Origin of the sequence: Pseudomonas sp. A214 (assembly GCF_900156295.1) — a bacterium.
GTDB lineage: Bacteria > Pseudomonadota > Gammaproteobacteria > Pseudomonadales > Pseudomonadaceae > Aquipseudomonas > Aquipseudomonas rhizophila.
The window spans coordinates 1,832,275-1,852,007 of record NZ_LT707062.1; the positions used below are offsets into that span (position 1 = coordinate 1,832,275).

19 protein-coding genes are annotated in these 19,733 nt (G+C 60.9%); 12 read left to right on the forward strand and 7 right to left on the reverse strand.

The window, feature by feature from the left end; translation table 11 throughout:
• The first annotated feature begins 54 nt into the window (after positions 1-54).
• The 5 genes from cyoA to cyoE are packed head-to-tail and all read left to right on the forward strand — an operon-like array spanning position 55 to position 4,901.
• Complete coding sequence (cyoA, locus tag BW979_RS08290; RefSeq protein WP_047228600.1) at positions 55-1,002, forward strand: ubiquinol oxidase subunit II; 948 nt, start codon at positions 55-57, stop codon at positions 1,000-1,002.
• A 3-nt stretch (positions 1,003-1,005) separates the two neighbouring features.
• The gene (cyoB, locus tag BW979_RS08295) at positions 1,006-3,036 is read left to right on the forward strand and encodes a cytochrome o ubiquinol oxidase subunit I (protein ID WP_047228599.1); all 2,031 of its coding nucleotides are present in this window, start codon (positions 1,006-1,008) and stop codon (positions 3,034-3,036) included.
• A 3-nt stretch (positions 3,037-3,039) separates the two neighbouring features.
• Positions 3,040-3,666, forward strand: coding sequence for a cytochrome o ubiquinol oxidase subunit III (locus tag BW979_RS08300; RefSeq protein WP_047228598.1), 627 nt, complete (start codon positions 3,040-3,042; stop codon positions 3,664-3,666).
• Entirely contained in the window at positions 3,667-4,002 is a 336-nt protein-coding gene (gene cyoD, locus BW979_RS08305; protein ID WP_025211927.1) for a cytochrome o ubiquinol oxidase subunit IV, read from the forward strand.
• Positions 4,003-4,013: 11 nt separating this feature from the next.
• On the forward strand, positions 4,014-4,901 hold the full coding sequence (gene cyoE, locus BW979_RS08310; protein WP_047228597.1) for a heme o synthase: 888 nt from the start codon (positions 4,014-4,016) through the stop codon (positions 4,899-4,901).
• 345 nt (positions 4,902-5,246) lie between these two features.
• On the opposite strand, the gene BW979_RS08315 is transcribed toward cyoE, so the two are convergent.
• From BW979_RS08315 to BW979_RS08325, 3 genes are all read right to left on the reverse strand, one after another.
• Positions 5,247-5,951, reverse strand: coding sequence for a hypothetical protein (locus tag BW979_RS08315; protein ID WP_047228596.1), 705 nt, complete (start codon positions 5,949-5,951; stop codon positions 5,247-5,249).
• 138 nt (positions 5,952-6,089) lie between these two features.
• The gene (locus BW979_RS08320; protein WP_047228595.1) at positions 6,090-7,103 is read right to left on the reverse strand and encodes a GGDEF domain-containing protein; all 1,014 of its coding nucleotides are present in this window, start codon (positions 7,101-7,103) and stop codon (positions 6,090-6,092) included.
• 192 nt (positions 7,104-7,295) lie between these two features.
• On the reverse strand, positions 7,296-8,213 hold the full coding sequence (locus tag BW979_RS08325; RefSeq protein WP_076383594.1) for a LysR family transcriptional regulator: 918 nt from the start codon (positions 8,211-8,213) through the stop codon (positions 7,296-7,298).
• 98 nt (positions 8,214-8,311) lie between these two features.
• On the opposite strand from BW979_RS08325, the gene BW979_RS08330 reads away from it, so the two are divergent.
• Together BW979_RS08330 and BW979_RS08335 are read left to right on the forward strand one after the other, a co-directional pair.
• Positions 8,312-9,487, forward strand: coding sequence for an aspartate aminotransferase family protein (locus BW979_RS08330; RefSeq protein ID WP_076386553.1), 1,176 nt, complete (start codon positions 8,312-8,314; stop codon positions 9,485-9,487).
• Positions 9,488-9,591: 104 nt separating this feature from the next.
• A complete protein-coding gene (locus BW979_RS08335) occupies positions 9,592-10,326 on the forward strand; it encodes an OmpA family protein (protein ID WP_076383595.1) in 735 nt (244 codons plus the stop codon).
• A gap of 98 nt (positions 10,327-10,424) precedes the next feature.
• Here the strand turns inward: BW979_RS08335 and ehuA are convergent, their stop codons facing one another.
• The 4 genes from ehuA to ehuB form a co-directional block, all read right to left on the reverse strand.
• Positions 10,425-11,294 (reverse strand): ectoine/hydroxyectoine ABC transporter ATP-binding protein EhuA, encoded by an 870-nt coding sequence (ehuA, locus tag BW979_RS08340; protein WP_370695169.1) that lies wholly within the window; start codon positions 11,292-11,294, stop codon positions 10,425-10,427.
• Positions 11,294-11,950, reverse strand: coding sequence for an ectoine/hydroxyectoine ABC transporter permease subunit EhuD (ehuD, locus tag BW979_RS08345; RefSeq protein ID WP_076383596.1), 657 nt, complete (start codon positions 11,948-11,950; stop codon positions 11,294-11,296). Before ehuD ends, ehuA begins: the two co-directional genes overlap by 1 nt.
• Complete coding sequence (ehuC, locus tag BW979_RS08350; protein ID WP_047228591.1) at positions 11,947-12,606, reverse strand: ectoine/hydroxyectoine ABC transporter permease subunit EhuC; 660 nt, start codon at positions 12,604-12,606, stop codon at positions 11,947-11,949. Before ehuC ends, ehuD begins: the two co-directional genes overlap by 4 nt.
• Positions 12,607-12,672: 66 nt before the next feature.
• A complete protein-coding gene (gene ehuB / locus BW979_RS08355) occupies positions 12,673-13,530 on the reverse strand; it encodes an ectoine/hydroxyectoine ABC transporter substrate-binding protein EhuB (RefSeq protein ID WP_047228590.1) in 858 nt (285 codons plus the stop codon).
• Between the two features lie 290 nt (positions 13,531-13,820).
• On the opposite strand from ehuB, the gene ehuR reads away from it, so the two are divergent.
• From ehuR to doeB, 5 genes are all read left to right on the forward strand, one after another.
• Positions 13,821-15,215 (forward strand): MocR-like ectoine utilization transcription factor EhuR, encoded by a 1,395-nt coding sequence (gene ehuR, locus BW979_RS08360; protein ID WP_047228589.1) that lies wholly within the window; start codon positions 13,821-13,823, stop codon positions 15,213-15,215.
• A gap of 213 nt (positions 15,216-15,428) precedes the next feature.
• Positions 15,429-16,400: a hydroxyectoine utilization dehydratase EutB gene (eutB, locus tag BW979_RS08365; protein WP_076383597.1), complete on the forward strand. Its 972-nt coding sequence runs from the start codon at positions 15,429-15,431 to the stop codon at positions 16,398-16,400.
• A 24-nt stretch (positions 16,401-16,424) separates the two neighbouring features.
• Positions 16,425-17,417 (forward strand): cyclodeaminase, encoded by a 993-nt coding sequence (locus BW979_RS08370; RefSeq protein WP_076383598.1) that lies wholly within the window; start codon positions 16,425-16,427, stop codon positions 17,415-17,417.
• A 41-nt stretch (positions 17,418-17,458) separates the two neighbouring features.
• Entirely contained in the window at positions 17,459-18,649 is a 1,191-nt protein-coding gene (gene doeA, locus BW979_RS08375) for an ectoine hydrolase DoeA (RefSeq protein ID WP_047228586.1), read from the forward strand.
• Between the two features lie 3 nt (positions 18,650-18,652).
• Positions 18,653-19,654: a N(2)-acetyl-L-2,4-diaminobutanoate deacetylase DoeB gene (gene doeB / locus BW979_RS08380; RefSeq protein ID WP_047228585.1), complete on the forward strand. Its 1,002-nt coding sequence runs from the start codon at positions 18,653-18,655 to the stop codon at positions 19,652-19,654.
• Positions 19,655-19,733: the final 79 nt, after the last annotated feature.

Consider the following 19,733-nt stretch of genomic DNA (forward strand, 5'->3'; position numbering starts at 1 on the left):
GTGTTGGCGATCAAAACCCAACTGCATTGCGCAAGCTGCTTTAGAGGTCGTGAGATGAGTAAAAACAGGTACCCCCGATTACTAGGCTTGTTGCCTTTGCTCGGCACGTTGTTGCTGGGAGGCTGCAACATGACCTTGCTCGATCCCAAGGGTCAGGTCGGCCTGGATGAACGTAATCTGATCATCACCGCTACGCTGTTGATGTTGCTGGTCGTCGTGCCGGTTATCGTCATGACCTTCCTGTTCGCCTGGAAATACCGCGCGTCCAACACCAGTGCCACGTACACGCCCAAGTGGTCGCACTCGACCAAAATCGAAGTGGCGGTGTGGACTATTCCGGTACTGATCATCATTGCCCTGGGTTACATCACCTACAAGTCCACCCATGCCCTTGACCCGTATCGTCCGCTGGACTCCGACGTCAAGCCGATCACCATTGAAGTGGTCTCGATGGACTGGAAGTGGCTGTTCATCTATCCGGAACAAGGCATCGCCACGGTCAACAAGATCGTGTTCCCGGCCCACACGCCGATCAATTTCAAAGTCACCTCCGACACCGTGATGAACTCGTTCTTCATCCCGGGCCTGGGCGGCCAGATCTACGCGATGGCGGGCATGCAGACCAAGTTGCACCTGATCGCCAACCAGAACGCCGAACTCGACGGTATCTCCGCCAACTACAGCGGCGCGGGTTTCACCGGCATGAAGTTCAAAGCAATCGCCACGACCCAGGAAGAATTCGACGCCTGGGTCAACGATGTGAAGAAGGCACCTAAACAGCTTGAAAAAGCTGAATACGAAGCCCTTTCCAAACCGAGCCAGAACAACCCAGTCGAGCTCTACTCTTCGGTCACGCCGAACCTGTTCCAGACCATCATCGACAAGTATGAAGGGATGAACCCGGGCAAGCCGATGCACCACGAGAAGAACGAAAAGGAAGTGGCCCACAACATGGAAGGGATGGACATGAGTTCGCATTCAGCTGCCGGGGCAGAGGAGTAAACGATGTTTGGTAAATTAAGTTGGGAAGCGATCCCGTTCCACGAGCCGATTGTCATGGTGACCCTCGCCATCATCGCGCTCGGTGGTCTGGCGTTGTTCGCGGGGATTACCTACTTCAAGAAGTGGACCTACCTGTGGACCGAGTGGCTGACGTCGGTCGACCACAAGAAAATCGGCGTGATGTACATCATCGTCGCCATGATCATGCTGCTGCGCGGTTTTGCCGACGCCATCATGATGCGTACCCAGTTGGCCATGGCCACCGAGGGTTCGCCTGGCTACCTGCCGCCTGAACACTATGACCAGATCTTCACCGCCCACGGCGTGATCATGATCATCTTCATGGCGATGCCATTCTTCACCGGCCTGATGAACCTTGCAGTGCCGCTGCAGATCGGCGCGCGTGACGTGGCCTATCCGTTCCTGAACTCCTTGAGCTTCTGGCTGCTGGTTTCCGGTGTGGTACTGATCAACCTGTCCCTGGGCGTTGGCGAGTTTGCCAAGACCGGTTGGGTTGCCTATCCACCGTTGTCGGGACTGCAATACAGTCCGGGCGTGGGGATGGATTACTACATCTGGGCGCTACAGCTATCGGGACTTGGGACAACGCTAACGGGGGTCAACTTCCTGGCCACCGTGCTGAAGATGCGTACCCCGGGCATGAAGCTGATGGACATGCCGATCTTCACCTGGACCTGCACCTGGGCCAACGTCCTGATCGTCGCTTCGTTCCCGATCCTGACCGCTACCCTCGCTTTGCTGACGCTTGACCGCTACATGGATTTCCACATTTTCACCAATGAACTGGGTGGAAATCCGATGATGTACGTCAACCTGTTCTGGGCCTGGGGTCACCCCGAGGTGTACATCCTGATTCTGCCGGCGTTCGGGATTTTCTCCGAAGTCATCTCGACGTTCTCCGGCAAGAAGCTGTTCGGCCACCACTCGATGATCTACGCCAGCGGCGCGATCTCGGTGCTGGGTTTCATGGTCTGGCTGCACCACTTCTTCACCATGGGTTCGGGTGCCAGCGTCAACGCCTTCTTCGGTCTGGCGACGATGCTGATTTCGATCCCGACGGGTGTGAAGCTGTTCAACTGGCTGTTCACCATCTACCAGGGCCGTCTGCGTTTCACCAGCCACGTGCTGTGGACCCTGGGCTTCATGGTGACCTTCGCCATCGGCGGCATGACCGGCGTACTGCTGGCCATCCCGGGTGCGGACTTCGTGCTGCACAACAGCCTGTTCGTGATCGCGCATTTCCATAACGTGATCATCGGCGGCGCTGTATTCGGCTACATCGCCGGCTTCGCCTTCTACTTCCCGAAAGCGTTCGGCTTCAAGCTGCACGAGGGCTGGGGCAAGGCTGCATTCTGGTTCTGGATCTCGGGCTTCTTCGTCGCGTTCATGCCGCTCTATGCACTGGGCTTCATGGGCATGACCCGTCGTCTGAACGCCACCACCAACCCTGAGTGGGTGCCGTACCTGTACGTCGCCATGTTCGGCGCGGTGATGATCGCCGTGGGTATCGCCTGCCAGCTGATCCAGTTGTACGTCAGCGTGCGTGACCGCAAGAAGCCAGAGAACATGTGCGAGCACGGTGACCCGTGGAATGCCCATACCCTGGAATGGTCGACCTCGTCGCCTCCACCGTTCTACAACTTTGCCGTGCTGCCAAAAGCCGACGTCATCGACCCGTTCACCGAAGCCAAGGAAAACGGTACCGCGTACCAGACTCCGGCCAAGTACGCGCCGATCCACATGCCCAACAACACCGCGACCGGTGTGGTCATGGGGGCGCTGTTGACCGTGTTCGGTTTCGCGATGATCTGGCACATCTGGTGGCTGGCCATCGCCAGTCTGGTCGGCACCGTGGTGTATTTCACCATTCATGCCGCCCGTGACGATCAGGGCTACATGGTGCCGGTGGATGTCATCGAGCGCATCGAAGCCGAGCAGCACAAACGTCTGGTCGCGGCAGGGAAAGTCCCAGCCACCGCCACCCGTGTTGAAACCTCGTTGGAACAGGCTTAAACCATGTCGAACTTAGTGACCAATGTTGGACACGCCCATGGTCATGACCATGGGCACGATGACCATCACCACGACTCGGGCGAGATGACCGTATTCGGTTTCTGGCTCTACCTGATGACCGACTGCATTCTGTTTGCGTCGATCTTCGCGGTGTACGCGGTGCTGGTTAACAACGTCGCCGGTGGCCCGTCGGGCCACGACATCTTCGAGCTGCCGTATGTGCTGGGCGAAACCGCACTGCTGTTGTTCAGCTCGATCACCTACGGCTTCGCCATGCTGGCGTTGTTCAAGGGCAAGAAAACCCAGGTACTGGGCTGGCTGGCGATGACCTTCCTGCTGGGCGCCGGCTTTATCGCCATGGAGATCAACGAGTTCCACATCCTGATCGCCGAAGGCTACGGCCCTAGCCGCAGCGGCTTCCTGTCCGGGTTCTTCACCCTGGTCGGCACCCACGGTCTGCACGTGACCAGCGGCCTGATCTGGATGGCGATCATGATGTACCAGGTCCACAAAAACGGCCTGACCGCCACCAACAAGACGCGCCTGAGCTGCCTGAGCCTGTTCTGGCACTTCCTGGACGTGGTGTGGATCTGCGTATTCACCGTTGTTTATCTGATGGGGACCCTGTAAATGGCTAACGCACATTCCCACGATGGCCACGACGCCGGCCACGGCAGCGTCAAGTCCTACGCCATCGGTTTCATTCTGTCGGTGATCCTGACGGTTATTCCGTTTGGCCTGGTGATGTACCCGACGCTGCCGAAAAGTCTGACCCTGTGGATCATCCTGATCTTCGCCGTGGTCCAGGTACTGGTGCACCTGGTGTACTTCCTGCACCTGGACCGCTCCGCTGCCCAGCGTAACAACGTGGTCGCGTTTGTCTTTGCCGCGATCGTCATTGTCCTGCTGGTCGGCCTGTCGTTGTGGATCATGTTCAGCATCCACACCAACATGATGGCGCACTGAGGAAAGTCCGGATGTCCTTAAAGCACTTTATCCAAATCACCAAGCCGGGGATCATTTTCGGTAACGTGCTTTCTGTGGCAGGCGGGTTTTTCCTGGCCTCGAAAGGGCATGTCGATCTGGCCATCTTTCTGGCGGCGATGATCGGCACTTCCCTGGTGGTGGCGTCCGGTTGTGTATTCAACAACTGCATCGACCGCGACATCGACATCAAGATGGAGCGCACCAAGAACCGCGCCCTGGTCCAGGGCCTGATCCCGGTGCAACTGGCCCTGGCGTTCGCCACGGTGCTGGGTGTCGCCGGTGTGGCGCTGCTGTACTGGGTGGCCAACCCGTTGGCGGCGCTGTTCGCGGTGATCGGGTTTGTCATCTATGTCGGTTTCTACAGCCTGTACCTCAAGCGCAAGTCGGTCCACGGCACGCTGGTGGGCAGTCTGTCGGGGGCGATGCCGCCAGTGATCGGTTACGTGGCGGTGAGCAACAGCTTCGACATGGCGGCGCTGACGCTACTGGTGATGTTCAGCCTGTGGCAGATGCCGCATTCCTATGCCATTGCGATCTTCCGCTTCAACGATTACCTGGCCGCCTCGATTCCGGTGCTGCCGGTCAAGCGCGGCATCCAGGTGGCCAAGAAGCACATCCTGCTCTACATCCTGGCCTTCCTCGTGGCGACCTTGATGCTGACCTTCAGCGGCTACGCCGGCATGAGCTACCTCGCCGTCGCCGCCGCCATGGGCATGTACTGGTTGTACATGGCCTGGACCGGCTACAAGGCGGTGGATGACACGGTCTGGGCACGCAAGCTGTTCGTGTTCTCGATCTTCACCATCACCGCCCTGAGCGTCATGATGTCCCTGGACTTCAAAGTGCCGAGTGAGTTGTTGCTGACTTACGCGCCTTAAGCTTCAGACACCACACAAAAAGCCCCGCCTTCGAGAGAAGTGCGGGGCTTTTTTGTGGGTGTTGCTTCGAACTGTCGACATTCCTGTGGGAGCGAGCTTGCTCGCGAAAGCGGTGGGTCAGCTGAGGTGATGTTGACTGACAGGGCGCATTCGCGAGCAAGCCCGCTCCCACAGGTGCTACGGCGAGCACATAATCTGCGAACGCCGCTGATCCATTGTGGGAGCGAGCCTGCTCGCGATGACGCCGGCCCATTCAACATCGATGCAAGCTGAACCACCGCTATCGCGAGCAAGCCCGCTCCCACAGGTTCTGGCGGCGGGCTGACAACCGCCGAACAAGAAGGCTTATTGCTGGGCGATGCTGTAGCCGTCGAACGCTTTGTGCTGTTGCAGGGCGGTGACGATGCTTTTGCGGGTGACCGGTTGTTCGGTGCCGTCGTTGTCCAGGAAGATGTCATTTTCCAGCTCGGCCTGGTCGCCTTCGCCGACGAAACTGAAGCCCAGGAATTCAAAGGCCTCGCGGTCGACGTTCGGCTTGGAGCGTGGGGTGCGCAAGGGCAGGGTGACGCTGATGCCGTCCTTGCTGATGACAAACACTTCGGCCTCTTTCTTGGGCCGCGAAGCCTTGCCTTTGCTGCCGCTCGGATTGCTGATGGCCTGGTGGGTCTGGTTCAGCACTTTCAGGGCCAGGCCATAAACCAGTTCCTGGAAGGTCGGGTCGTCCTTGTAGCTGGACAGGATACGGCTGATGGGGAAGCGGCTGCTCAGGTCTTCCAGTGCCGCGAAATCGGCGGCTTCGGCGTCCTTGAGCTGCTTGAGCTGGCCCATCAGTTCGTAGGCCTTGTCATCGTCGAACGCGTCATGGGCCTGGCGGATGGCGTTGCGCAGCTCGCGAATCTGATCGCTTTCGCGGTTCGACTGGAACGCATCGAGAACCATCTCACTGATGCTTTTGGCCTGAGGCAGATGCTGTGAAAGATTGATGGAGTTTTCGTATTCCGCTTTGGACGACAGGGTGACTACGGATTCAGCGGTATTGGAATCGGACATTGAAATTTCACTACTTCTGTTAGCTGGATGAGGCGAGAAAGGCGTTGAGCTTTTTTCCGGTCGCCTAATCTATTGGACCCGGGCGGCGTTGTCACGGTTGAACCGGTGGCAGGTCGGCATTTGTTGTTCAGATACGCATCATTGGCAGATCACATTCTTGCCGGCCACCTTGGAGCGATACAGCGCCTGGTCCGCCCGGTCCAGCAGCATCGTGTGCTGCTCATCCCCACGCCGCTGCACCACGCCAAAACTCATGGTGACCTGGAAATCGCCCACCGGCAGCAGATCGGACAGGCTACGGCGAATGGTTTCAGCCATCAGGCAGGCGTCGGCCAGGGAGGTATTGGGCAAAATCATGATGAATTCATCACCCCCCCAACGTGCGAGCAAGTCGCCGTCGCGTTCGCAGCGTTTAACGGCTTGCACCACTTGTACCAGCGCTGCGTCGCCGAAAGCATGACCGTAACGATCATTGATGTCCTTGAAGTCATCGACGTCCATGGCGATCAGTGACAACGGCTCGCGAAAACGCTGGGCACGCTCGCAGGCCAGCGGCAGGGCCTGTTCGAGACGATAGCGGTTGGCAACCCGCGTCAGGGCGTCGGTTTCGGCAAGCCTGCGGTTTTCGTCGAGCTGTATCTGCAACTGATGGTTGACCCGGGACAGTTCCAGGGTGCGCTCCTGGATAACGGCTTCCAGCGATTTGTTGCGCCGTTCCAGTTGTTCGAACAGACGCTTCTTGTCGTCAATGCTGCGATGGGCGCCGATCATCCGCGCCACCGTGCCGTCGGGGTTACGGGCGATCACATAGCCACGGTCCTCGATCCACATCCAGGAGCCGTCGCGCGTGCGACAGCGGTATTCGGCCTGGTAGTGATGGGAGCGTTGTTGCAGGTGGTCGTCGAACAAAGCCATCACCTGCGGGTAATCATCGGGATGGATCACGCTTTCCCATGTCAGCACGGTGTTATCGAGTGAGTGAGGCGGATACCCCAGCATCGTGTACCAGCCAGGGTTGCGGTAGACGAAACCGGTGTTGGCGTTCCAGTCCCAGATGCCATCGCTGACCAGCTCAAGGATGGTGTGCAGCACACCTTCGTCCAGACCGGACAGGTCGAGGCGCAGCATATCGATGTTCGAGGCGTCGCCCATCGTCGTTTCCTCAATCAGCCTTGATATCAAAATGCTCGTCCAAGGAAGAAGAGTAGCCGATGGGGCGGGGTGGCACTAGCGAGGTTACGCTCTGTTGGGGCGCTGACGAGGGCCGGGGGTGGACGGTCTGTGTGGGACTCAAGCGCTGGGGGGAAGATCGCAGCCTCGTTGCACTCGTCAGCTCCTACTTTGTCATTCGGGTTGGGTTTGGGGTTTGCCCCATTGCTGCATCGCAAATTCGACAAAGCTGCGCAGTTTGGGCAACCGATAGCGATCCTGGGCATACATCAGGTTCATTGGCCGGTGGGGAAGTTGATAGTCCTGCAGCAGCGCGACCAGATGGCCTTCTTCCAGGTCTTGCGCCACCAGTGCATCGGGCAGCATCACCACGCCCATGCCGGCCAGGGCCGCGCGATGCAGTCCTGAGGAGCTGTTGATCAGCATCGGCCCAGTCACCGGTACTTTGATTTCACCTTCCGGCCCGTTGATGGGCCAGTGATCCTGGGCGAAGCGCCACTCGTCGCCGGCGGAATAGGCGAAGGACAGGCAGTCGTGCTGCTCCAGGTCAGCGGGTTTTTGCGGTGTGCCGCGGCGCGCCAGGTAGGCCCTGGATGCGCAGATGGTCAGGGTGTAGTCCATCAACGGTCGGGCGATCAGCTTAGGGTCGGTGGGGCCGAGACGGATGGCGACGTCGAAACCATGATCCAGCAGGTCCAGGCGTTGGTTGGTCAGCACCACGTCGAGTTTAAGCTGGGGATGGAGCCGGCTGAATTCGGCCAGCGCCGGGGCAAGGCGCTCGGTGCCAAAGGTCAGTGGCGCGGTGATGCGCAAGGTGCCGGTGGGCTCGCCTTGCGTCTGCTCGGCCAGTCGTTCGGAGTCGGCCACCAGCCCGAGTACTTCCAGGCAGCGCTGGTAATAGGAAGAGCCGAATTCCGTCAGGCGCTGGCGCCGCGTCGTACGGTTGATCAGGCGCACGCCAAGACGTTCTTCCAGTGCGCGAAGGTGATTACCCACCATGGTGGTGGACATTTCGCACACCTGGGCCGCCGCTGTCAGGCTCCCGGTTTCCACCACTTTGACGTAAACCGTCATTGCCTGAAAAAGATCCATTATCAAGCCTGGCTTTAAAATGATTGAAGGAATGTAGCGTTTATCCAGCAAGGGTGGCTAACCATACTGGAAAAAACCACCTGATGGAGCTTGAAGCCATGACCGCCGCCTGCCTGATGACCACCTACCAACCCCTGGCGCTGAATTTTACCCATGGGTTGGGTACGCGCCTGTGGGATCAGGACGGTCGCGAGTACCTGGATGCGGTGGCGGGCGTGGCTGTGACCAACGTCGGCCATTCCCACCCTCGACTGGTGGAGGCTATCAGCGAGCAGGCTGGCCTGCTGCTGCACACCTCCAACCTGTACGGCATCGACTGGCAGCAACGGTTGGCGAAAAAACTCACTCAGCTCTCAGCCATGGATCGGGTGTTTTTTAACAACTCTGGTGCCGAGGCCAACGAAACCGCACTGAAACTGGCGCGCCTTTATGGCTGGCACAAAGGTATCGAGCAGCCACTGGTGGTGGTCATGGAGAATGCGTTTCACGGACGCACATTGGGCACCTTGTCCGCCAGTGATGGCCCGGCGGTGCGCTTGGGCTTCAATCGGTTGCCGGGGGATTTCATCAAGGTGCCATTCGGTGATCTGGCGGCGCTGGAAAATATTCAGCAGGTTCATGGCGAGCGCATCGTTGCGGTACTGGTGGAACCGATCCAGGGCGAAAGCGGTGTGCAACTGGCGCCGCCGGGCTATCTCAAGGCCTTGCGTCAACTGTGCACCCGGCGCGCCTGGTTGCTGATGCTCGACGAGATCCAGACCGGTATCGGCCGCACCGGCCAATGGTTTGCCTTCCAGCACGAAGGCATCGTGCCGGACGTCATGACCCTGGCCAAGGGCTTGGGCAATGGCGTGCCCATCGGCGCCTGCGTGGCCCGGGGCAAGGCGGCCGAACTGTTTACCCCTGGCAGCCACGGCAGCACCTTCGGCGGTAATCCGCTGGCCTGCCGGGTGGGCTGCACGGTGCTGGACATCATCCAGGAGCAAGGTTTGCTGGACAACGCCAGGCATCAGGGTGAACAGTTGCTCAACCGGCTGACGGCCGAACTGGCGGACAACCCGAACGTGCTGGCGATTCGCGGCCAGGGCTTGATGATCGGCGTCGAACTCAAGCAACCGGTCCGCGACCTGAGCCTTTGTGCCGCACGTGACCACGCTCTGCTGATCAATGTCACTCGCGGCAAGACCATCCGCCTGCTGCCCCCGTTGACCATTGATGGGCGGGAAGTGGAGATGATCGTCAGGGGGGTGAGCCGGTGCCTGGCGCAGGATTAAGGCAAGTGCGACACGGCTGGACGGAATTTTTGTCAATTGCCGTGTTCCAACGCCAGCCAGAGTCGATACTGGCACTTCAGAATTAAAATACCAGGAGCACCTTCATGTTCACCTCGCGTCGCTTGATTGTTGTCGCAACCGCTGTGGCCCTGCTGTCCGGCTGCGCGTCGCCTAATCCTTATGACAACCAGGGGCAGGCCTCCACAGAGTCCTCCGGCATGAGCAAGACTGCCAAGTACGGCGGCCTCGGTGCCCTGGCCGGTGCGTTGGCCGGTGCGGCCATCGGTCACGATAACCGTGGCAAGGGTGCATTGATCGGCGCTGCGGTCGTGGGGGCTTCCGCGGCCGGCTACGGTTACTACGCCGACCAGCAGGAAAAGAAACTGCGTGCCAGCATGGCCAATACCGGCGTTGAAGTGCAGCGCCAGGGCGACCAGATCAAACTGATCATGCCGGGCAACATCACCTTCGCCACCGACTCGGCGAACATCGCGTCCAGTTTCTACCAGCCGCTGAACAACCTGGCCAACTCCCTCAAGGAGTTCAACCAGAACCAGATCGAAATCGTGGGTTATACCGACAGCACCGGCAGCCGTCAGCACAACATGGATCTGTCGCAACGTCGTGCACAGAGCGTGGCGACCTACCTGACGTCCCAAGGTGTCAGTGGCGCCAACCTGACGGCCCGCGGTGCCGGCCCGGACAATCCGGTGGCCAGCAACGCCGACGTCAATGGCCGCGCGCAAAACCGCCGTGTCGAAGTCAACCTCAAGGCCATTCCGGGCCAGCAATACCAGACAGCGCCGCAGCAGGGGCAGACTTACCAGCAATACCCATAACCGCTGGGCGGTAAATGAAAGGGGGCCCCTGAAAACAGGGGCCCCCTTTTTTGCGGCTAGCGTTTGGACCTTTGCAGTGTTCACTTTAGTAGATAGGTTCAGTTAGCCTCTTTCACCGCACTCAAGAACGCGCACGTGCGCTCCTGCTGCGGGTTTTCGAAGATCTGCGCCGGAGTGCCCTGTTCGTGGATCTGCCCTTTGTAGAAGAAGCACACCCGATCGGCGAATTCCCGGGCGAAGCCCATCTGGTGGGTCACCATCAGCATGGTCAGGTTGTGCTCGGCCCCCAGTTTGCGGATCACATTCAGCACTTCGCCACACAGTTCCGGATCGAGTGCCGAGGTCACTTCGTCAAACAGCATCACCTTGGGTCGCATCGCCAGCGCCCGGGCAATCGCCACCCGTTGTTGCTGGCCGCCGGACAACTGCGAAGGGTAATGGTCGAGCTTGCTGCCCAGCCCTACCAGCTCCAGTAAATCGGCGGCGCGCTCCCGGGCTTCCTTCGGATTCATGCCCAGCACTTGCACCGGCGCCTCGATCACGTTTTGCAGCGCGGTCATGTGGGGAAACAGATTGAAGCTCTGGAACACCATGCCGATCTTGCCGCGCACACGGCGGATGTGCCGGTCGTTGGCCGGCACCAGCACGCCGTTGCGGTTGGGCATGTGGGTCAGGGAGTCATCTTCGATGCGGATCTGGCCCTGGTCGATGCCTTCCAGGGTCATCAACACCCGCAACAATGTGGACTTGCCCGAGCCGCTGGGGCCGATGATCGCGACTTTTTCACCGGGCGCGACATCCAGGTTCAGATGGTCGAGCACCGTAAAGCTGCCATAGCTTTTGGTCACGTCCTGGAAACTCACGATCGGCCGGGACGGTGTCTGATCTTGCATGGCCGGGGCCTCCTGCTGCGACGCCAGCGTGCTGCGCCGGGACAAATCGGTGGGCGAGGACAGGGGTAAAGTCATTAGCGTAGCTCCATGCGCGTTTCAAGGCGCCGTACCAGATAGGCCAAGGCGAGGCTCAGGGCGAGGAAGAACAGGCCGACCATGGTGATCGGCTCCAGGTAACGGAAATGCTCGGAGCCGATGTTCTTGGCCTGCTGCATGATTTCCACCACGGTGATCGCCGACAGCACCGGCGTGTCCTTGAGCATCGCCACCAGGTAATTGCCCAGCGGCGGTATGATCGGCCGCAGCGCCTGGGGCAGGATGATGTTGCGGTAAGCGTTGTACGGAGCGATGTTCAGTGCCGTCACCGCTTCCCACTGCGCCCGCGGCACCGCGTCGAGGCCGCTGCGATAGACCTCGGCGATGTAGCAGGCGTAGTGCAGGCCGATACCCAGGACCCCCACTTGCATGGCCGTCAGGCTCAAGCCGTAGTTAGGCAGCACGTAATAGAGGAAATACACCTGGATCAGCAGCGGCGTACTGCGGATGAACTCGATCACGGCGGTGGCCGGCCATGACAGCCAGACTTTTCGGCTGCGCCGACCAATTGCCAGGAACAGCCCCAGGACAATCGCAATCAGAAAGCCGATCAGGGTGATGCCCACCGTATTGAGCGAGGCGCGCAGCAAGTCCGGCAGGATCTGTGCGGCGTAGGACCAGTCGAACAGGGTCATGACAGACCTCCACGCATCCGGCCCCGGCTCAGTCGTCGTTCGACATGGCGCATGCCCAGGTTAATGGCCTGGGCGAGGATGAAATACATCACCAGCGCCAGGCTGAAGATCTCCAGGGTCTGGAAGGTTGCCTGATCCAGCTGCCGCGCGCGGAAGCTCAGGTCGGACAACGTGATCAACGACACCAGTGACGTGTTCTTGAGCAATTCGATCAGCAGGTTGGTGCCCGGTGGGATCGCCGCCAGCAGGGCCTGGGGCAGGATGATCCGCTTGAAGCGCTTGAAGCCGCTGAAATTCAGCGCCGTGCACGCTTCGTATTGCCCCTTGGCCACCGAGCTGATGGCGCCGCGCATGACTTCGGCACCATAAGCGCCGATGTGCAGGCCCAGGCCGACAATCGCCACAGCATAGGGGCTCAACTCAACGTTGAACGGCGGCAGTGGTAGCACGAAGAACAACCAGAACAACTGCACCAGCAGCGACGTGCCACGAAACACTTCGATGTAGGTGATGGAAAACCAGCGCAGCGCTCGCCACGGTGACAGTCGCCCCAAGGCCGCCAGGACCGCGGCGACGATCGCCAGCAGCGAGCCGAGAAAGGTCACCTGAAGCGTGACCCAGGCCCCTTGAATCAATAACGGAAGTAATTCGCCCATGGTTCAACCCGATATCCGATGAAGCAGGGAACAGGCATCACGCACTGCGCGTCATGCCCGTTTCGGCTATGGCTGAGCGCAGAGCTCGGCCGCGGTTTTGCTGGTCACGTTGGACTTGTCGAAACCGAACGGCGCAACGGCCTTGAGGTGTTCTTCAGAGCCTAGCCATTTCTTCAGCTCGGCATTGACCGCATCGCGCAGGTCTTTGTCTTCGGGGCGGAAGGCGAGGGCGCCGTAGCCGATGTGCGACGGGTCGTCCTTGAACTCGGTCATCGCCTCAACCTTGTCACCGCCCTTGCTGGCCAGGCCCTTCATGGTCAGTTGCGTCCCGACGGCAGCGTCCGCGCGACCGGCGCGCACCGCTTGCAACTGCGCGGTGGTGTCGGGGACCTGAAGGATCTGCTCATCCTTGACCCCGGAATCCCGGGCGTACGCCAGGTTCACCGTACCGGCCATGATTGCCAGCTTCACGTCCGGTTGTTTGGCGATGTCTTCATAGCTGTGCAGTTGCTTGGGATTGCCCTTGGCCACGAGCAGGGCATCGGGCAACTGGTATTGCGGATCGGTGAACAATACCTGCTTGCAGCGCGCCGGCGTGATGTACATCCCGGCGGCAATCACATCGAATCGGCCGGCGCGCAGGCCGGGAATCAGCGAGCCCCATTCGGTGAGCACGCCGTTGACCTGCTTGATGCCCATCTTGGCGAAGATGATCTTGGCGATTTCCGGTGATTCACCGGTAACGGTGCCGTCGGTTTCGGTAAAGGCGAACGGCGTTTCGTTGGCGTAGCCGATCCGGATGCTGCTGTTGCTTTTGACGGTATCGAGGGTGGCAGCGTGAACGCTGCCAGCCAGGCCAAGTACGGCACAAGTCATTAAGAGCCGACGCAGGGGCGCGCATGTGGCGGGAAGGAAATTGCTCATCGGTAAAATCTCCTGTTTCTTGTGGATCCGTCGTTTGACGGCTCTGTGGTAGGAGGCAGTGTTACAAGAGCAAAGCGTACAGCGGCTGATCCGGCCTTGGCCTGGAATCGGGAGCGGCGCCGGTACAGGTCGATCCGGCTTTTTTGTCGGGGTGGTGAACCCGCCTGGATGACAACCTTGGACCGAGCATACAAAAGCCCCGGCACCGATTGTATTGCACTAGGACAATTGCTTTGTCGCCGTTGCCGCGGGATGCTGTGCGCACCAGAACACACGCGGGTTGCAGCGTCATGGAAAAGTGGAAATCAGCCTTGGACGCGGCCCGTAGCGGTGAGTCCAAATACAAGATTCTGGTACAGGCCATTGCTGACGATATCGAGCAGGGCGCCCTGGCCAATGACCAACGTCTGCCGCCGCAACGGCAAGTGGCCGACGCCATGGGCATCAGCGTGCAGACCGTCACGAATGCCTACAAGGAGCTGGAGCGCCAGGGGCTGGTGCGCTGTGAAGTGGGGCGCGGCAGCTTCGTTTCGCGACGCATGAGTGATCGGGTCGCGACCTACATTCTCGACAGCCCCGAGCGCGCGCTGGTGGACTTTTCCATCACGCGAATCATGCACACCCGCGAGCACGACCAGTTCTGGCGCGACACCTGCCTTCAATTGAGCACCGAAGAAGATCAGCCGTGGATTCATGCTTTTCGTCCGATCGCAGGTTTTGAATCCCATCGCGAAGCGGCCGCCCAATGGATCGGCCGCCAGAGGTTGAAGGTTGATCGCAACGACATATTGATCACCAACGGCGCAGCCCATGGGATCTTCCTTGCTCTTGCTTCCCTGGCCGGCCCCGATGATGTGGTGCTCTGCGAAGGGGTGACCGACCACGGGGTGATCGGCAATTCCCAGGTGCTGGGTTTCACCCTCAAGGGCCTGGAGATGGATCGCTATGGCATCGACCCTGAACACTTCGAGGACATGTGCAGCAACGAGCGCATCACCGCGCTGGTGTGCACGCCGAACCTGAACAACCCCACCACCAGCCTGATGCCCGACACCCGCCGGCGGGAAATCGCCGAGATTGCCCGGCGCTTTGGTGTGCACATCATCGAAGATGACGTATACGGTCCGCTGCTGGACGAGCGCCGTGCGCCGCCCATCAGCCACTACCTGCCGGAGCTGTCGTTCTATTGCACCAGCATGACCAAGTCGGTGCTCACGGGGCTGCGCATCGGTTATCTGGTGGTGCCCAAGCGCCTGGCGCTACGCACCGAGAGCATCCTGCGGGTCAACAGCTGGATGGCCACGCCCATGGTCTCGGAGATCGCCGCCCGCTGGATTCGCGATGGCCGCGCCGAGTCGCTGGTGCAGCTGCAACGACGGCTGTTGGCCGGGCGCCAGGCGATGGTGACCGAGTACATGGGCGAGCATCTGCTGGGCCAGCATCCTCACGCCTTGAATGCCTGGATAGGCATCCCACCTCGGTGGGAGGTGGACAGCCTGGTGCGGGCGCTGCGGCACAAACACATCGCCGTGACCTCTCCCGACCCGTTCACCGTGCGCGGCACCCCCAAACCTCGTGCGGTGCGAGTATGCGTAGGCGCCGAATGCAGCGATGAGGAAATGCGCCATGCGCTGATCGGCATGCGCGAGATGTTTGACCAGTATCCGCAGGTGCATGATTTTTAACTGTGGGAGCGAGCCTGCTCGCGATAGCGGCGTAACAGCCAACAGAAACTGTGGCTGTACTGTCTCCATCGCGAGCAGGCTCGCTCCCACAGGGGATTTGTAGTGGTCGAGGATTTGGGGCCGGACAATCATTGATTAAATTGCCCTAGTACATTCATCACCACAATCCAGCCCTCTTAGACTGCGCCCAACACATCAGCTCGGGATGCGGTCATGGCAGTGTTGCAGCTACAGGATGTCTACCTCGCTCGCCAGCGCATCGAATCGCTGGTGCGGCGTACGCCCATGGAGCATTCCCCCAGCCTGTCACGGCTGATGGGGGTGGCGGTGTACCTCAAGCTCGAATCCCTGCAAATCACCGGCAGCTTCAAATTGCGTGGTGCGAGCAATGCCGTGGCCCAGCTCAGCCCCGAGCAAAAGGCCCTCGGCGTGGTCACCGCTTCGACCGGCAATCATGGTCGGGCGCTGGCCCATGCCGCTTCGCAACAAGGCGTCAAGGCGATTGTCTGCCTGTCGAACCTGGTGCCGGCCAACAAGGTCCAGGCGATCCGCGACCTCGGCGCGCAGGTGTGCATCGTCGGCCAGTCCCAGGACGATGCCCAGCGCGAAGCCGAACGCATCGCCAGAGAGCAGGGTGCGACCTTTCTGCCGCCCTTCGACCATCCAGCGATCATCGCCGGCCAGGGCACCCTCGGCCTGGAGATCCTCGAACAACAGCCGGATGTGGCCCAGGTGCTGGTGCCGTTGTCCGGTGGCGGCCTGTTCGCCGGCGTGGCGCTGGCGCTCAAAAGTGCGAATCCGGCGATTCAGGTGCATGGCATCAGCATGGCCCGAGGTGCCGCCATGGGCGCCAGCCTCGCCGCCGGGCATCCGGTGGAAGTCGAGGAGTTGCCCACTCTGGCGGACTCCCTCGGCGGCGGCATCGGCCTGGACAACCGCTACACCTTCGACATGACCCGGCAACTGAGCGATGACCTGCACCTGCTTTCAGAAGCTTCCATCGCAAATGCTTTGCGCCACGCCTATCACGAGGAACGCCTGGTGCTTGAGGGCGCTGCCGTGGTGGGTATTGCCGCTTTGCTCGACGGCCTGATCGAACCGCGCGGCCCCATTGTGCTGGTGATCAGCGGGCGCAACGTCGACACCGAACAACATGCCCGCGTGATCGCCGGGGACCCTCAATAACCTTCAGCCGCAACGGAGCCAGCCATGAGTGAAGTCACCCTATTGAGCGAAGCGGATCTGCGCAGTTGCGTGGCCCTCGACTTGCCCAGCATCGACGCCATCGAGCAGGCCTTTGTGCTGCTGGCAACGGCAGCCGTGGCGATGCCGCCGATCCTGCGGCTGGACATCCCCGAACATAACGGTGAGGTGGATGTGAAGACCGCTTACCTGCCGGGTCTGGAGCGGTTTGCGATCAAGGTCAGCCCAGGCTTTTTCGATAATCCGAAACTCGGCCTGCCCAGCCTCAACGGCATGATGATGCTGTTGTCGGCGCGCACCGGTTTGCTCGAGGCGCTGTTACTCGACAACGGCTACCTCACTGCCGTGCGCACGGCCGCGGCCGGGGCGGTGGCGGCGCGCTGCCTGTCCCGCCCGCAGAGCCGCAGTGTCGCGTTGATCGGCGCTGGCGAGCAGGCCGCGTTGCAGCTTCAGGCACTGCGTCTGGTGCGGCCCATCGAGGAGGTGCGGGTCTGGGCTCGCGATGCACAAAAGGCCCAGGCCTTCAGTGCCGAACTGGCACGTGAGACGGGGCTTTCGGTGACACCGTGCGCAACGCTCGACGCCGCGCTGGAAGGCGTGGACATCGCCATCACCTGTACCCCCAGTCGTGAGCCGCTGATCGAGTCCCGGCATCTGCATCCCGGCCTGCATATCACGGCGATGGGCTCGGACGCGGAGCACAAGAACGAGATTTGTCCGCAAGCCCTGGCGGCAGTCGACTGCTACGTCGCTGATCGCCTGAGCCAGACCCGCGTGCTCGGCGAATTGCATCACGCCCTGGCGGCCGGTGTCGTCGGCGATGAGTCGGCGTTGCTGGAGCTGGGCCAGGTACTGGCGGGGCAGCGGGCCGGGCGGACCGATGAGGCGCAAGTCACCTTGTGCGACCTCACCGGCACCGGCGCCCAGGACACCGCCATCGCCAACCTGGCCTTTGAGCGGGCGCGGGCGGCAGGCAAGGGTTTCCCATTCGGTCGTTGACCGATCTTTTATTCGTGCGTCATTGATCAGAGGGCAGGTGGATGTCAGAGATAGTCGTCAATCTTCCGTTCCAGCGGGAGGAATACGCCCAGCGCCTGGCGAAGGTCCGTGTGGCCATGCAGGTTCAGGGCCTGGAGCTGTTGCTGGTCACCGATCCGTCGAACATGGCCTGGCTCACCGGCTACGACGGTTGGTCGTTCTACGTACACCAGTGCGTGCTGCTGGCGCTGGACGGCGAGCCCGTGTGGTTCGGTCGCGGCCAGGATGCCAACGGTGCCAAACGCACGGTGTTCATGCAGGCCGAGAACATCGTCGGCTACCCGGACATCTACGTGCAGTCGCGCGAACGCCATCCCATGGACTACCTGTCCCGGGAAGTGATCAGCGCTCGTGGCTGGGGCGCGCTGACCATCGGCGTGGAGATGGACAACTACTACTTCAGCGCCGCCGCATACCTGTCGCTGCAAAAACATTTGCCGCAGGCCAAACTGGTGGACGCGGTGGGCCTGGTGAACTGGCAGCGGGCGGTCAAGTCCCCCCAGGAAATCGCCTACATGCGCATCGCCGCGCGCATCGTCGAGAACATGCACGGTCGGATTCTGGAGCGGATCGAGCCGGGTATGCGCAAGAACGAACTGGTGGCCGAGATCTACAGCAGCGGCATCCTTGGGGCCGATGGTCATGGCGGCGATTACCCGGCCATCGTGCCCTTGCTGCCCACTGGTGCCGACGCCAGCGCGCCGCACCTGACCTGGGACGACTCGCCGTTCGAGAAGGGCGCCGGGACTTTTTTCGAGATTGCCGGTTGCTACAAGCGTTACCACTGCCCGCTGTCACGCACCATCTACCTGGGCAAGCCGCCGCAGCATTTTCTCGACGGCGAAAAAGCCGTGGTCGAGGGCATCGCCGCCGGCCTGGACGCGGCCAAGCCGGGCAACACCACGGGCGACATCGCCGTGGCGTTTTTCAAAGTGCTGGAGAAGTTCGGCATCCACAAGGACAGCCGTTGCGGCTACCCGATCGGTATCAGTTACCCACCGGATTGGGGCGAGCGCACCATGAGCCTGCGCCCCGGCGACACCAGCGTGTTGCAGCCGGGCATGACGTTCCACTTCATGCCCGGATTGTGGATGGACGATTGGGGCCTGGAAATCACTGAAAGCATCCTGATCACCGAAACCGGCGTCGAGACGCTGTGCAACGTGCCTCGTCAATTGTTCGTGAAGGATTGAGCCATGACTGACTTGCCTGCCAATCCCATCAGCGCCACGGTCGATTTCACCCGCGAGGGCGTACAGCACGGTTTTCTCAAACTGCCGTACTCGCGAGACGATTCGGCCTGGGGCGCGGTGATGATTCCCATCACCGTGATCCAGCGCGGCAGTGGCCCGACGGCGTTGCTCAGTGGTGGCAACCACGGCGATGAGTACGAAGGCCCGGTAGCCCTGAGCAAGCTGGCACAACGGTTGACCGCGCAAGAGGTGAGCGGAAGGGTGATTATCGTGCCGTTCATGAACACCCCGGCGTTCCATGCCGCACGCCGGACTTCGCCCATCGACAAGGGCAATCTCAACCGCAGTTTTCCCGGCAAGCCGGACGGTACCGTCACTGAGAAAATCGCTGACTATTTCAACCGTACGTTGCTGCCTTTGGCCGACATCGTCCTGGACATCCACTCCGGTGGCCGGACCCTGGACTTCCTGCCGTTCGCCGCCTGCCACGTGTTGCCGGACAAGCAGCAACAGGCCCGTTGCGAGGCGGGGATGCTGGCGTTCAATGCGCCGTATTGCATGCGCATGCTGGAACTGGACGCCGGGGCGATGTACGACACCGCCGCCGAATCCCAGGGCAAGGTGTTTGTCACCACCGAACTGGGCGGTGGCGGCTCATCGACGGCCCGCAGCGTGGCGATTGCCGAGCGCGGCGTACGCAATCTGCTGATCCACGCCGGCATCCTGCGCGGCGAAATCGAGCTACAGCCATCGATGATGCTCGACATGCCCGATGCCAGTTGCTTCATCGCCAGCGAACACGACGGCCTGCTGGAAATGTGCCGCGACCTGGGAGAACACGTGACCCTGGGCGAGGTGGTGGCGCGTATTTACGACGCCACCCGCAGCGGCGTCGCCCCCATCGAATACCGCGCCGCCCGCAGCGGACTGCTGGCGGCCCGGCACTTTCCGGGGCTGGTGCGATGTGGCGATACCTTGGCAGTGATTGCGGATGTGTTGGCGTGAGTCGGGTTGGGCACTGAACTTGTGGCGAGGGGATTTATCCCCCGCTGGGTTGCGCAGCGACCCTACAACCTGACACTTC

What these genes read in the sequence shown, in the direction of transcription:
- cyoA (WP_047228600.1), top strand. Translation starts at nt 55, where the DNA reads ATGAGTAAAAACAGGTACCCCCGATTACTAGGCTTGTTGCCTTTGCTC.
- cyoB (WP_047228599.1), top strand. Translation starts at nt 1,006, where the DNA reads ATGTTTGGTAAATTAAGTTGGGAAGCGATCCCGTTCCACGAGCCGATT.
- BW979_RS08300 (WP_047228598.1), top strand. Translation starts at nt 3,040, where the DNA reads ATGTCGAACTTAGTGACCAATGTTGGACACGCCCATGGTCATGACCAT.
- cyoD (WP_025211927.1), top strand. Translation starts at nt 3,667, where the DNA reads ATGGCTAACGCACATTCCCACGATGGCCACGACGCCGGCCACGGCAGC.
- cyoE (WP_047228597.1), top strand. Translation starts at nt 4,014, where the DNA reads ATGTCCTTAAAGCACTTTATCCAAATCACCAAGCCGGGGATCATTTTC.
- BW979_RS08315 (WP_047228596.1), bottom strand. Translation starts at nt 5,951, where the DNA reads ATGTCCGATTCCAATACCGCTGAATCCGTAGTCACCCTGTCGTCCAAA.
- BW979_RS08320 (WP_047228595.1), bottom strand. Translation starts at nt 7,103, where the DNA reads ATGGGCGACGCCTCGAACATCGATATGCTGCGCCTCGACCTGTCCGGT.
- BW979_RS08325 (WP_076383594.1), bottom strand. Translation starts at nt 8,213, where the DNA reads ATGGATCTTTTTCAGGCAATGACGGTTTACGTCAAAGTGGTGGAAACC.
- BW979_RS08330 (WP_076386553.1), top strand. Translation starts at nt 8,312, where the DNA reads ATGACCGCCGCCTGCCTGATGACCACCTACCAACCCCTGGCGCTGAAT.
- BW979_RS08335 (WP_076383595.1), top strand. Translation starts at nt 9,592, where the DNA reads ATGTTCACCTCGCGTCGCTTGATTGTTGTCGCAACCGCTGTGGCCCTG.
- ehuA (WP_370695169.1), bottom strand. Translation starts at nt 11,294, where the DNA reads ATGACTTTACCCCTGTCCTCGCCCACCGATTTGTCCCGGCGCAGCACG.
- ehuD (WP_076383596.1), bottom strand. Translation starts at nt 11,950, where the DNA reads ATGACCCTGTTCGACTGGTCCTACGCCGCACAGATCCTGCCGGACTTG.
- ehuC (WP_047228591.1), bottom strand. Translation starts at nt 12,606, where the DNA reads ATGGGCGAATTACTTCCGTTATTGATTCAAGGGGCCTGGGTCACGCTT.
- ehuB (WP_047228590.1), bottom strand. Translation starts at nt 13,530, where the DNA reads ATGAGCAATTTCCTTCCCGCCACATGCGCGCCCCTGCGTCGGCTCTTA.
- ehuR (WP_047228589.1), top strand. Translation starts at nt 13,821, where the DNA reads ATGGAAAAGTGGAAATCAGCCTTGGACGCGGCCCGTAGCGGTGAGTCC.
- eutB (WP_076383597.1), top strand. Translation starts at nt 15,429, where the DNA reads ATGGCAGTGTTGCAGCTACAGGATGTCTACCTCGCTCGCCAGCGCATC.
- BW979_RS08370 (WP_076383598.1), top strand. Translation starts at nt 16,425, where the DNA reads ATGAGTGAAGTCACCCTATTGAGCGAAGCGGATCTGCGCAGTTGCGTG.
- doeA (WP_047228586.1), top strand. Translation starts at nt 17,459, where the DNA reads ATGTCAGAGATAGTCGTCAATCTTCCGTTCCAGCGGGAGGAATACGCC.
- doeB (WP_047228585.1), top strand. Translation starts at nt 18,653, where the DNA reads ATGACTGACTTGCCTGCCAATCCCATCAGCGCCACGGTCGATTTCACC.